Source organism: Shewanella sp. 10B, assembly GCF_023475885.1.
Taxonomy (GTDB): domain Bacteria; phylum Pseudomonadota; class Gammaproteobacteria; order Enterobacterales; family Shewanellaceae; genus Shewanella; species Shewanella mangrovisoli.
In genome coordinates, this window is the sequence record NZ_JAMDJO010000001.1 from 1,613,092 (window position 1) to 1,625,758 (window position 12,667).

The following is a 12,667-nucleotide window of genomic DNA, read 5'->3' on the forward strand; positions in this document are numbered from 1 at the left end:
AGTCAGGGTTTCACTCCGATAAAATTGTTAGCACCATGGGATAAATCACCATGATGGCCCGATGTTGCCGCAAAGACCGACAAGCTGGTATTTATCAACAATGCCGTTATCAGCATTGCCGCCAAAGACTGCGCGCCGTTTGATGCCTTCATATTCAGCCCTTAATAGGGAACAGACATGTCGCTTAAGCGAGATGAGTTAATTGTCGCGGCAACTCATGCTGAAATTGTCGACAAAACGACCACGATATTGAAGCCATGAAACTCGTGGTTACTTGCCTAAAACTCCAAAAATGCGGAAATTGCGCAATGAGAGATGAGGAAATGGATGCCAGATAAGGCAGCAGAAATGTCGCGCTCGGCTGTATGTATCGGTTTAACGCGAATACCTGCAAGGGCAAATTAGGTGTACAAAAAGGCCAACGGGGAGTCGTTGGCCTAAGCGTTCATCAAATATTGAATCTGTGGCGAAGAGCTGCGCCAACGGGCCTAGCAAACTAGAGCGTCACGCGGCTCATCTGGGTCTGGTGATAACGCAAGCGACCGATAGCTAAGGCGATTAATGCAAGAAGAGTTAATGATCCAATCACCACTCCCTGCCACTCGGCTTTATGCCAAAACAGCATCAGGTAAGGCCCGCCCAGCGCGGCGCCTAAGTAATAGCAACACAGATACAGTGAGGTGGCTTTAGCGCGGTCGCGACTCGCGCGCATCGCCACAAAGGAGTTACAGCAGCTGTGGGTTAAGAAAAAGCCACAGGCCGTCATCAAAAAGCCTAGGCTAATCGTGACTGGCGTATCGAACAGGGTCAATAAACTGCCCAGCAACATCAAACACCAAGACCATTGATATAACTTGTGCTGACCAAATTTGGCCAACCACTTGGCGGTAAAATAAGAGGCCACGGTACCACTGGAATAACACAGGAAGATCAACGTCGCTTGGAAACGGCTCCACTCGTAGGGTGCGGCCATCAAATGCAGCTGAATAAAGCTAAATTGATTCACCATCATCATAAAAGTGATCCCACCGATGGCATAGGCTAAACGCATCTGCGGATCGGTTAGATGATGACTAAAGCCATAAATATCCTGTAATAAACGTGCCCGTTTTGACAGTGTTGGCGAGGTGTTTTGTCCGCCCGATACCGCCTGCGCATCGGCGCCTGAAGGCAATAAATAACTGGTTAAGGCAACGCCCGCAAGCGTGACTAAAAACAGCAGCCACATGGACTCTTGCCAAGATAAAAACTGCGACATCACCCCGCCCAGTAACCGGCCGACAATCCCGCCGATACTGTTGGCCATGATATAAATGCCCGCCGCTTTGAGCATAGTGCTTGGCGAGAGTTGCTCCTTAAAATAGGCCATGGCAATGGCGGGCACCGCCGCTAACAGCACGCCCTGTAAAAAGCGGACGTAGACCAGAGCATTAAAATCCCCTGCCCAAATCAACAGCAGATTCGACAGCGCCAGTAGCCAGAGACTCACGACAATCGGCGTGTGGCGGCCAATTCTGTCGGACACAACCGCATAAATTAACAGCGAAAACGCCAGCGAAAAGCTGGTGACCGAGAGGATAAGGGTTGCCTGTGAGCCCGATACCGCAAAATGCTCGGCGATCAGCGGTAACATGCCCTGCATCAAATACAGATTGATATACACCACCACGGAAGCCACACACAGGGCCCACATTAGTCGGGTATCACGTTGTTTACTGTCGATAATAGTGTCTAACACGGCTTGCACTTTTGGCCTCGATAACGCATCACTCTCAGGATAGACAAAGATTAGCACTGGGCATAACATAACAATAATAGATAATTTATATTGAAATTATTGATTTTTGTTATAGATAACAGTTGCGATACGTCTTGTTATCGGCCAAGCCATGCGAGATACGACAGTACAGGGTTGTAGCGCATGATTAACCCTTAGAGCACAGTGCTCTCGAACATAGATACAATCCAGCATAAAAGATGAATCATCATGGACATACGCCAACTTAAACATTTAGATGCACTGGCCAATACTGGCAGTTTTACCGCCGCGGCCAAGAAGCTCAATATGGCGCAACCTGCCCTAAGCCAAAGCATTAAACGGCTCGAGCAGTCGCTTGGGGTGACACTGATTAATCGCACCAGCAATAAGAATGACAAGCACCTCGCGCTCACCGCCGAAGGCTTAGTACTGCATCAACATGCCACTTTGATCCTAAAACAAATCAAACAGGCCGAAGCACAAATCCGCGCCATGGCGAACCTCACCTCAGGGGAAGTGCGGATCGCGGTGCCGGGCATGCTGGGCTCCTTCTATCTGCCCTCTCGACTTATGGCGTTTCGCCATCAATATCCCGAGTTAAAGCTGTCACTGTTCGAAGGCGGAACCCGTGACGCGCTGCGGATGTTACAGCAGGAAGAAGTGGATATCGCCATCATTACCGCACAAGATCTGCAGAGTGACTTCGATAGCCAATTGTTGATCCGTGAGCAGATGGTCATCGCCATGGGTGCCGAGCACCCGCTCGCCGATCACCCTGCGGTCAGCCTCAACGACTTCTTTGACCATGAATTAGTCATGTTTAAAACCGGCTATTTCCACCGTGAATGGATCCTCTCCCAGGCCAAAGAGCTGGGTAAAAAGCCCAATATCGCCTTTGAGACTAACCTGATTAACTTAATTAAACAGATTGTTTCCCAGGGATTTGGGATCACCAGCGTGCTCGAAATGGCCATCAGTCCAAAAGACGATATTCTCGCCAAGCCCTTTGACCCACCGGTGTTTTTAAATCTGCACATTGCGTGGAAAAAGCAGCGCCCCGTCAGCCAAGCCGACCGCGCCTTTGTGGAATTTTTAATGAAAAACCGCTAACACAAGCAATGAAAAGGGCCGATTGCTCGGCCCTTTTAATGCGTCACCTAACGCTTAAGGTGAAATCATTTTACTCATCGCAAATTAGCGCTGTTTACGGCGACCAAAGGCAAATGGCAGCAGTAATAAACTTAACCAGCCTAAAGCACCACCGTCATCCTTCTTCGGCGGAGTATCGGTAACCGATACCGACACTAAGCTCGAATCGCTGTTGCCGTGATTATCGGATACCGTCAGTTGGAATGACACCGTTTGTGCCGCACCATTCACACTTGGCGCCACTAAGTTTAATTTGGCCGCTGCTGGGTCAAAATTAAAGCTGGTGCCACCTAACTGCGTCCACTTGTAGGTCAGTGGATCGTTGTTCGCATCCGATGATTTGCTCGCATCGATAAACAGCGGCTTACCTTCTTGGACTGTGGTTGGCGCTTCAACCTTAGCAACTGGCGCCACTTCAGACACATCAAACAGGTAACTTTGAGTCAGGGTTTCTGACGAGGCATTGTTGACCTTGTTTGTCAGGCTTAACTGATTATCGACACTCGCCTTGCGTGGAACCAACTCAAAGCTGATGTCTTTCGCGTCAGCGCCCGATGGCATCTCGACCGTCCAAGTGATCTTATTACCATCTTGCTTACCGTCATGGCTGATGTTAGCCACTTCATGGCCTTCAGGCAGCATAGCTTCTAAGTTATACACACGTGTTTCTTGGGTTCTGTTGGCTTCGATGCGGGTTTTCATCACCTTAGCCACGCCCGGTGTCAACTGACCACTTAGCGCATTGCCCAGAGGCGATAGCACATCATCACCAACACGTTCAAAGATAACGGGTAACTTCACTGGGGCCACTTTGTCATCACCCGTGGTGAGGGTCAGCATGGCTAACCCATCGTCACCCACTTTGAGCGCGTCCTTCCACGCCAGCTTGACGTCGAAGTCTTTAGTATCGCCAGAAAGCGTCGCCGTTAGGTTATCCCCCGCGGTTTCGTTGTTGTAGAAGGTCAATTGTTTCAAACCAAACACGTCATCGGCCGTCGGGGATGAGGCGCTGTAGTTTTGCACAAACACATAGTAAGTGCCTTTAACAGGATTATTGAGTAAGACACTTTCCTCTGAACCGTCTTTTGCCGATGAAGCCACTCGCACAAGCTTACTACCATCGTTTTTATCGAGTAGCACGTACATATCGAGATCAGGCGATGTGGTGTAGCTAATCGATGCACGGAAATACAGTGCATTTTCATTCACGTCAAATTTAAACACTTTGACCCCATCGGCAAGATCATCAGTGTATGAGGCATTGTTCGAGTCTTGCTTCACGCTTGACTCAATGGTTTGGCTAAGCTTTAGGCCCGACACTTCGGCGCCAACGCTGGTAAAATCCACCGCCTTTAAGCCTTCAAGATTGATTTCATCCGCATTACGGGTCGCTTCAATATTCACCAAATTGGGCAGATTACGCTTACCAATCTTAGCGGCAATCGGCATAGTCGCCGTTGGGAAGCTGGCCGACTCAAGCACTAAGTTGCCAAAGCCCCAATCTGCGCCCACTTGCGTCACATCGGCAGTTACGGTAATGGTTTGGCTCGCGCCTTTTTTCAGGGTAAAGCTTTCAGGCGATACAGTTACTGCTAACTTATCGGTCACCGCTTGGCCCTTCGCCGTCCAGCTACCATCTTGAGTTGCGGTTACGGTACGGGTCCAAGTACAGGTATTCACGCAGCGAGAATCGGCCATGCTAGGCACGTTTAACTTACGTGGGTCACCGTTCACGACTGGGTTGGCAATTTCATAGTTCAGGGCACTTTCGTCCATCACTAAACCGGTTTTAGCCGCTAAATCGACACGAATACGGCCAGCGCCCACATCGAACGGATCGGCAACAGTTTTAGCATCGGCTTTTTTCATCGCCTGCGCGGTCGTTGCAGTTAGCATTAATGCGGAGCGGATATTGTCCGGCGTCCAATCCTTGTGCAGTGACTTTAACAGCGCGCCAGCACCTGCAACATGGGGGCTTGCCATTGACGTGCCCGACATCAAGGTAAAGTCGGCAGGATTTGTGCCCGATTTATCATGGCCAAATTGTTGATCAGCATAAGCTGCGTAAATATCTGAGCCAGGAGCGGCCACCGAAGGCACAATCACATCATTGGTCGCATTTGGACCAATCAGTGAACTGGCAGATAACACATCGGCCTCACGGCTAATCGCTTGCGGTGTTGGGGTTAAGGTTAGCTCCACTGCAGGATTGGCGGCCATGGCCTCGAGTAAGGCTACGCCATCGGTATTACCAATAAATACCGCAGGGACATTTAACTTCTCCAATGCCGACATGGTTAAACGCGCATTGCCTTCACCATCACGGTTGTACACAATCACCGCTTTAGCGCCCGCGGTTAATGCACCCGACACTTTAGTAGCGAAATCACATGAACCGCGTTTGATAACGGCAATTTTGTCTTTAAAGGCATCGGCAGGGAACACTTTACAGCCTTCCACATTGGTCGCATCAATCGCGCCTGCAAATACGGGTAGCCCTTTCACGACGTCGGTTTGCACAGGGCCAGAGCCTGGGGTGAATTCAAAGGTCTTACCGTTAAATTCCAGCTCGCGTACCACTTCACGATTGTGGGTCGAGTTAGCGACTGAGGTATACCAAGGCGCGTTTTTGGACGATGAATAAGGCACCTGCGCGATGTTTGCCCGAGTGTTGCCCGCAGCAACCGCAGCAAAAATGCCGGCATTGCGCGCCGCTAAGAAGCCCTGCTCCGTCGCACTGTTCCATGGATTGCCGCCGCCACTGATGGAGAAGTTAATCACGTCCACGCCATCTTTAATCGCATCATCAATCGCTTTTAAAATCGGCGCCGTTGCACAGCCACTGTATGTATCTTCTTGATCACCAGGTTCACAGACTTGATAGGCTATAATGTTTGCGTGGGGCGCCACGCCGGACATTTGCGCAAACGTTAAGCCAGTTTGGATCCCCGAACCTTCGAGCTTACCCACTTCCCCCTCAACATAAGGAACATTGAGTAATATGTTGCCTGCCGCGGTGCTGGCCACGTGCGAGCCATGGCCGCCGTAGTCTTCGCCGTTTTTAGCGGGCGGCGTCGCGCCGAAAACCTTTTCATCATCATAGATATCGGTGATTTCAGGGTAGCTGCGCACACCAATCAACTTGTCGTTACACATGCTGGCAAAATCGGTTTTACAGTCACCCACATAAATCCCTTGGCCTAAGGGGTTGGTGTGATCGTAACCATCTTCACCCACATCGGCGAAAGAAGCGTGATCAGAGTTAATCCCTGAGTCGATAATCGCCACAATCACGCCTTCACCCATGGCCTTAGTGCCCGTCGCACTACCGTCCCACACCTTTGGGGAGCCGATCAGTGCCTGACTCACATCGGTTTCGAGCTGTTCGATTTTCTCGCGTTCGATATAAACCACTTCAGGTAATTCGGCCAATTTGATGGCTTGCGCCTGAGTCATACGCACGGCAACACCGTTGATGGCGTATTGGTAAGTGGTCAGCGGCTCAAGACGGGTACCAATGGCCGCGCTGGCGCTCGTTAAAAAACGCTCTTGCTTGACCTTGAGGAAACTGACGTAATTTTTGACTTCAGGTGCGGCGGCGTTCAGTTTGACATTGCCTGTCTTACCGGTGCTTTTTGCCTGTGAGGACGACTGTACATGTTGTGGGCTGGTGGCCTTAAAGCCTGGAATATCCCCTTGATAATTCGCGACGGCGCTGTCACGTAATCTTACGATATAGGTATATTCTCCCTCGGCTAAATCTGGCTCAGGAATAAATTTTACATCTTGGTTGTTAACCGCGGTTAATTGACCACGGGTCGAATCATTTGATAATTCGGCTGGAATATCTAACTGTAACGTTTCACCGGTTGGCGATAATACGGTTTGCGCATTTGCCACAGCCGACAGCAATGCCATAGACACTGCTAGTGCAATTTTTGTTTTCATGTTCGCTTCCTTCGCTATATTAAAATTACTGCTGAAAGTTCCATTTTTAATATTTATTCAGTACAGAAACATCATAAAACAACTGTAACTGAGAGAACTTTACCGCAGCGTTTTAACACGTAATGATACATATTGAAACACCTTATTAACCGAATAATTACCCATAAAATCAATTAATAAGAATGGTATTCTCAATATATGTTCATGATTTAAAGGTTAACGGAATGAGAGATGGTTTATACTGCGGAAGGGAATGTTAGCAAGCGCTTAAAAACCAAATAAAATTTCATTATCACTCATTAATAAATCCTTTGCTTAATTGATGATAAACAGTACTACCAACCGATAAATCAAGACGAAAACGGATTACATTTAAATGAAATAATTTCAAGCAGACATAATTTCTCACAATTAAGACTGTGATGAGTTAGAGGATTGCATGGACAAATAACAGGCATATTATTTAACGAATGCCGTACTTATTTAGCGAACTTATTGTCCATACGAAATACACAGAACTAAATACAGAGTATGGCCATCCGATAAAAATCAGACCGCCCGATATAAGAAAGATAAAGGAGTAAAAAACAAGCAATAAAAAAGGGGATTGACTCCCCTTTCGAAAAAACACATTCACCATCCTGCCAATAGGCTTTAAAACATTCAGCCTAGGGCTCAGTGCGTACCGCTTTCATCAGTACTTCAGTGGTGTATTTATCATTATTAATCACAGGGAAGCGGTCATAGGTTTGAAAAATCACCTTGTCCTGATACTTGATCATGGCCACTACGCCGTAATTAATGCGTTTATCGATAGATTGCGCCGGTAATAAGAACTTAAACGGCACAGGCGCCCTAGCGATATTAAAGCTCTTTTGGGCAATGATGACGCCGGGCGTGTTCAAATCGATAATCGCAATGGTAATTTCACTGCCTTGGGGCAGAAGAATTTTTTCCAAATAGCCCGCAGCCCCATTCACCACCACCGGAGGATCGGGTTGAACCGTCACGCAGCCACTTAAGGCAAATGTCACCAGTAAGAATGAAAGAAACAACTTTATTTTCATCAACATATTAACTTCCTTTTACCATACGGATCAGCCCCTCTTGAGTCGTCGATGCGACAAGCTCACCCTGCTGATTAAAAAATTGGCCTCGTACGTAACCTCGTCCACCGCTGGCGGTTGGACTGTCGATACTGTAGAGCAACCATTCTCCCATATTAATCGGGCGATGGAACCACATCGCATGATCGATCGTTGCCATGCGGATCCCCGGCGTTAAAAACGACACCTCATGGGGCTGAGCCGCCGTGACTAAAAAGTTAAAGTCAGAGGCGTAGGCCAGCAAATATTCGTGAATATGGGCATCCGTTGGCATTGGCCCATTCGCCCTTAGCCACACATAGCGATAAGGTTCGGTTTCTTTGGGCGCGAAGGGATGCAAAGGATTGACTAACCGCATCTCAATCGGCGCGTCTTCCATAAATTTTTCGAGAATGCGCGCGGGCACTTTATCCCTTAAGGTCATCGCCAGCTCATTTTGATTTAATAAGCCTTCAGGGCCCGGCACCTCAGGCATTTTGGCCTGATGGTCAAAGCCCGCCTCGGGTTCTTGGAAGGAGCAGGTCATATGAAAAATCGGCCGTCCCTTTTGTATTGCGCTCACGCGTCTGGCACTGAAACTGCCGCCGTCACGCATATTCTCAACTTCATAGACTATGGGTAGCTTCTCATCCCCTGCGCGTAAAAAATAAGAGTGTAGCGAATGCACTTTACGCTCTGATGGCACGGTTTGCTTAGCGGCGCTCAGGGCCTGCCCCATCACTTGGCCACCAAATACATGCCCAAATCCTAAGTCTTGGCTTTGACCACGAAACAGCCCGATTTCAATTTGCTCGAGGGATAATAATGATAAGAGATCGTCTAATACCTGACTCATGGGATCCTACTGAAAATTAGCAACTAATGCCCAAGGGTAACTCAGTTAGACTAGGGCTGACCAGTAGAGAGTCGATAGCTTATTGCATCTTGTTGCATCAGCCGCCCAAAGCACTACTCAATCTTAATATGATGCTCAAGGGCACTCTGTTTTGACCAAGCCAGCACTTTATCTTCGCCGCAGGTATGCAGATTAATCGGAAAGGCATAATGCAACTCGGGCCAGTACTTGACCAGTTTATCGGGTGTGCACAGCCCCTCACTGAAATAGATGGACTGAAATTCGGCAAACATCCCATGACTCACGCTGCCCGCCCCCGCGAGTAAATGTTGGCCATTCGGTGCTGCATGGCTGACTAAAAATGCCATGGTCGCCGTGACCGTATCAAAGGAAAATAGCGGTTGAATCGCTGGCGCTAAGTGTTTATGGGTCATGGCCGTGAGTGCCTGCGGGCACAAGCTATTGATATGGATGTTATATTGCTCGCCCTCTAAAGCAAGGCTGTTCACCATACCGACGAGGGCCATCTTGGCGGCGCTAAACGGGACCTGATGTAAGTCACCAAACAACGCCGACACCCCTGTGGTCATCAAAATTCGGCCATAGCCATGGGCCTTCATCAGCGGCCAAATTGCTTGAGTCAGATAAAAGCTACCATGCACATCCACATCAAACTGTCGCTGCCAGTCGGCTTGTTGGATATGCTCGAAGGAGCACGCGCCGTAAACCCCGGCGTTATTGACCAAAATATCCACGCGTTGCCAATCTTGCTGTAGGCGATGCAGCATCGCCTTGACGTCATCCTGCTGGCTAACATCCACTTCAAAATACAGGCATTCTCCCCCGAGCTTCAAAATGGCCTCATGGGTTTGCTGCAGTTCTACGTTAGTTACCTGAGTGAAGTTAGAAGAGCTAGTTGCCCTCAATGCCTCACCTTGGGATGGACGTCCCTTAGGTTGGTCAACTAATACCAATTTGGCGCCACGCTCAGCCAACATAATAGCATAGGCTCTCCCTAGCCCGGAGCCTGCTCCCGTTACCAACGCCACTTGATTATCGAAACGCATCCTATCGTATCCTTATCATTGACATTAACGCTGAACGCCACACTTGACCATTCACCTCACAGCTCTGGTTATTGCAAAAATAGGGGTGAAGTTCATCGGCTTAACCGATGTTCGGCTGTGGATCACAGGGGATATAAAAACACAGGCATAGTGGATTTTCTTTGAACTTGGCGACAAATCTTTCCCCTGAAAGCGAAACATCTGTGCGCCAATTCAAACTCTATTACATGCGTGTATTAGATAGTACTCACTTTAACGTAATTTCTTGTTATGCTATGACGCTGTTCACTACCCAATTCTTTTCTTAGATAACGACTGGACATCATGAATCCTTGGATTTTAGCCATCAGGCCCCGCACCTTACCCGCGGCAATCGGTCCCCTATTAATCGGTAATATTCTGGCACTGCACCTTGAGCGTTTTAGCTGGTTAATTGCCGCCACCTCGATGTTGTGCGCCATCCTATTGCAGATCGCCGTCAACCTCGCCAATGACTACTTTGACTTTAAAAACGGCATCGATACCGCCGAACGTATTGGTCCGGTTCGCGTAACCCAGAGTGGCATGATCCCCCCCCATAAAGTACGCAATGCGATGATCCTCTGCTTAGTACTAGCATTAACCGTGGGCTCGTATTTGATTTGGCATGGCGGCTGGCCGATTGCTATTTTAGCGGCGGCGGCCATTTTAGGCGCCCTCGGCTACAGCGGCGGCCCTTATCCTCTGGCATCACACGGGCTAGGTGAAGTCGCCGCCTTTGTGTTTTTTGGCTTAGTCGCCGTAGTCGGCAGCTATTATCTGCAGGCGGGAGATACCAATATGAATGCCTGGCTACTTGGCTGTGCCATTGGCTTATTTAACGCCGCCATTATGTTGGTCAACAACACCCGCGATATTCGCACCGACACCCAAGCGGGCAAACATACGCTCGCGGTTAGGATTGGCGAGGCACAGGCCAAAGTCTTGTATCAAGCCTTAATTTACTTGCCCTTTGGTTTAGTGATCGCAGGATTCTTACTGGGCATTCTGCCGGGCTTACCGGTACTGCTGGCGGGTTTATCCCTGCTTATTGCCCGTAAACTGAGCAGCGATTTCTATGCCGTATCGGGTGAAGCACTCAATCCACTGCTAGGACGCACGGCAAAACTCACCATGATTTTCAGCACCCTATTCAGTGTGGGACTGGTGTTTACCGCATAAACGAGAATATCAACGTCTCGGGATTACCCAGAGTTGAGTGAAAAACCAGCCCACAGGGCAGCTGGTAAAATAGACCAGGCTTAAGATACAAAAAGGTTCGTCACTATGCGTTTAATACGCAACATGACGAACCTTTTGCTTTTAGGGGCAGATTAAGACCAGAGATAACCCGATATTGCCGTGTTAAATAACACGCCACTAAATTGATGTGTGGCTTTTGGCGTCTGCAAATGCGCCGCCCCAAAACAGACATGCAAAGGAATTAAGTGCTCTTCCCTTGGGTGGCTAAAACGTGCCTCCGGTGCCGATTGCCAATCGATTAATTGTGCCTTGGCGTGGCTATCGCCTGATGTCACTACGTCGGTTAACCAAGTATCAAACCCTTGGCTGCGAGGCAACACCTTAGGATCGCCGGAGAAAAACGCGCGCATATTGTGAAACGACATGCCAGAACCGACAATCAACACCCCTTGCGAGCGTAATGCAGCAAGGGCCTCGCCAATAACGATATGAGCACTCGGGTCCAGATGCAGCACTAAAGACATTTGCACCACAGGAATATTCGCCTCTGGATACATCAGCTTAAGTGGCACAAAGGTGCCGTGATCGAAGGCGCGCTGATTGTCGAGCCGTACCGCGATTCCACTCGCCTTGAGCAAACCGGCAATGGTTTCGGCAAGCTGTGGCTCACCGGGCGCAGGATAAGAAAGTGTATAGGCCTCAGGGGGAAAGCCATAATAGTCGAACAGCATGCCAGGATGGGGATGGCTCGACAGTGTCACCTGCGCCTCTTCCCAGTGGGCCGTTACCAACACAATGGCCTTGGGTGTCGGGATAGTCTCTGAAACCTTGGCTAAAAATGCCCTTAACTCCAGATGATTTGCATCATTGAGTAGCGGTAAAGGCCCGCCACCATGGGGAACAAATAACACTGGCATGAGAGCGGAATTCGCGTGCGTCATAATAAACTTCTCTTGATGAAACCGTTAGTTGTCACTCGTAAATCGAAACTTGCCAGCCTTGTGGCTAAGATTAGAAAGCCGCTTTCATGTCCACCAGCTGACGTTGAAAACGCACTAATCTATCAACGGTTTCATCGAGCTTGATGATTAAAAACAACAGCGCAGATAAAGACAGTGCGGGTAACGCGCTCAGGGTGGTTTCGTAATTAAAGTGGTAGTAAATGGCCCCCATCATCACCGACAGTAATGCGGTCGCCGACAGGACTCGATATTCACGCCAGCCAATGCCAATGGCGCCCAGCACTTCAATCACACCGATAAAGTAGCCAAAACCCGTGGGCAAATTCATTACGCTAAAGGGCACGTGGAAAAACGGCACGCTGAGTAACTTGCCCATGCCCGAGAATAAAAACACTATGCTCATCGCCAGCGTCACCACCACCGCCGCACGATTTAAGGTATTGGCACAGATAAAGAGTTTTTGAGGGTCAGTCTCGGCCGCGGTTTTATCTTCATTGCCTTTGGCTAAACATAATTGATTTATCGACATAACCACCTCATTTCTCATCTCTTTTAGCCCCTGTTCAGCGTGAACCCTCGCTAAACGGCACCCTAAACGCAAAGTAGTGGACTCGCATTGA

General features: G+C 49.0%; 10 protein-coding genes. 2 read left to right on the top strand and 8 right to left on the bottom strand.

Annotated elements, in window-relative coordinates:
• Nucleotides 1-2 precede the first annotated feature (2 nt).
• Both M0415_RS06880 and M0415_RS06885 read right to left on the bottom strand, forming a co-directional pair.
• Nucleotides 3-152, bottom strand: coding sequence for a hypothetical protein (locus M0415_RS06880; RefSeq protein ID WP_249554778.1), 150 nt, complete (start codon nucleotides 150-152; stop codon nucleotides 3-5).
• A gap of 344 nt (nucleotides 153-496) precedes the next feature.
• Nucleotides 497-1,747: an MFS transporter gene (locus M0415_RS06885; RefSeq protein ID WP_249554776.1), complete on the bottom strand. Its 1,251-nt coding sequence runs from the start codon at nucleotides 1,745-1,747 to the stop codon at nucleotides 497-499.
• 240 nt (nucleotides 1,748-1,987) lie between these two features.
• On the opposite strand from M0415_RS06885, the gene M0415_RS06890 reads away from it, so the two are divergent.
• Nucleotides 1,988-2,869, top strand: a complete 882-nt coding sequence (locus M0415_RS06890; protein ID WP_011622400.1) for a LysR family transcriptional regulator — start codon at nucleotides 1,988-1,990, stop codon at nucleotides 2,867-2,869.
• Nucleotides 2,870-2,953: 84 nt separating this feature from the next.
• Here M0415_RS06890 and M0415_RS06895 read toward each other — a convergent pair whose 3' ends face one another.
• The 4 genes from M0415_RS06895 to M0415_RS06910 all read right to left on the bottom strand — a co-directional run bounded on the left by M0415_RS06895 (nucleotide 2,954) and on the right by M0415_RS06910 (nucleotide 9,864).
• A complete protein-coding gene (locus M0415_RS06895) occupies nucleotides 2,954-6,856 on the bottom strand; it encodes a S8 family serine peptidase (RefSeq protein WP_249554774.1) in 3,903 nt (1,300 codons plus the stop codon).
• A gap of 668 nt (nucleotides 6,857-7,524) precedes the next feature.
• Nucleotides 7,525-7,929, bottom strand: coding sequence for a YbaY family lipoprotein (locus M0415_RS06900; protein ID WP_249554772.1), 405 nt, complete (start codon nucleotides 7,927-7,929; stop codon nucleotides 7,525-7,527).
• Between the two features lies 1 nt (nucleotide 7,930).
• Nucleotides 7,931-8,797 carry an acyl-CoA thioesterase II gene (gene tesB / locus M0415_RS06905; protein ID WP_249554770.1) on the bottom strand — a complete coding sequence of 289 codons (867 nt, stop codon included), beginning with the start codon at nucleotides 8,795-8,797 and terminating at the stop codon, nucleotides 7,931-7,933.
• Nucleotides 8,798-8,910: 113 nt separating this feature from the next.
• Nucleotides 8,911-9,864: an SDR family NAD(P)-dependent oxidoreductase gene (locus M0415_RS06910; protein WP_249554769.1), complete on the bottom strand. Its 954-nt coding sequence runs from the start codon at nucleotides 9,862-9,864 to the stop codon at nucleotides 8,911-8,913.
• A 324-nt stretch (nucleotides 9,865-10,188) separates the two neighbouring features.
• Between M0415_RS06910 and M0415_RS06915 the strand changes: the two genes are divergently transcribed.
• Nucleotides 10,189-11,064 (top strand): 1,4-dihydroxy-2-naphthoate polyprenyltransferase, encoded by an 876-nt coding sequence (locus tag M0415_RS06915; RefSeq protein ID WP_088211382.1) that lies wholly within the window; start codon nucleotides 10,189-10,191, stop codon nucleotides 11,062-11,064.
• Nucleotides 11,065-11,216: 152 nt separating this feature from the next.
• On the opposite strand, the gene M0415_RS06920 is transcribed toward M0415_RS06915, so the two are convergent.
• Both M0415_RS06920 and M0415_RS06925 read right to left on the bottom strand, forming a co-directional pair.
• The gene (locus M0415_RS06920) at nucleotides 11,217-12,026 is read right to left on the bottom strand and encodes a DODA-type extradiol aromatic ring-opening family dioxygenase (protein WP_249554767.1); all 810 of its coding nucleotides are present in this window, start codon (nucleotides 12,024-12,026) and stop codon (nucleotides 11,217-11,219) included.
• A 70-nt stretch (nucleotides 12,027-12,096) separates the two neighbouring features.
• Complete coding sequence (locus M0415_RS06925) at nucleotides 12,097-12,576, bottom strand: DoxX family protein (protein WP_249554765.1); 480 nt, start codon at nucleotides 12,574-12,576, stop codon at nucleotides 12,097-12,099.
• Nucleotides 12,577-12,667 lie beyond the last annotated feature (91 nt).

What these genes read in the sequence shown, in the direction of transcription:
- M0415_RS06880 (WP_249554778.1), bottom strand. Translation starts at nt 152, where the DNA reads ATGAAGGCATCAAACGGCGCGCAGTCTTTGGCGGCAATGCTGATAACG.
- M0415_RS06890 (WP_011622400.1), top strand. Translation starts at nt 1,988, where the DNA reads ATGGACATACGCCAACTTAAACATTTAGATGCACTGGCCAATACTGGC.
- M0415_RS06895 (WP_249554774.1), bottom strand. Translation starts at nt 6,856, where the DNA reads ATGAAAACAAAAATTGCACTAGCAGTGTCTATGGCATTGCTGTCGGCT.
- M0415_RS06900 (WP_249554772.1), bottom strand. Translation starts at nt 7,929, where the DNA reads ATGTTGATGAAAATAAAGTTGTTTCTTTCATTCTTACTGGTGACATTT.
- tesB (WP_249554770.1), bottom strand. Translation starts at nt 8,797, where the DNA reads ATGAGTCAGGTATTAGACGATCTCTTATCATTATTATCCCTCGAGCAA.
- M0415_RS06910 (WP_249554769.1), bottom strand. Translation starts at nt 9,864, where the DNA reads ATGCGTTTCGATAATCAAGTGGCGTTGGTAACGGGAGCAGGCTCCGGG.
- M0415_RS06915 (WP_088211382.1), top strand. Translation starts at nt 10,189, where the DNA reads ATGAATCCTTGGATTTTAGCCATCAGGCCCCGCACCTTACCCGCGGCA.
- M0415_RS06920 (WP_249554767.1), bottom strand. Translation starts at nt 12,026, where the DNA reads ATGACGCACGCGAATTCCGCTCTCATGCCAGTGTTATTTGTTCCCCAT.
- M0415_RS06925 (WP_249554765.1), bottom strand. Translation starts at nt 12,576, where the DNA reads ATGTCGATAAATCAATTATGTTTAGCCAAAGGCAATGAAGATAAAACC.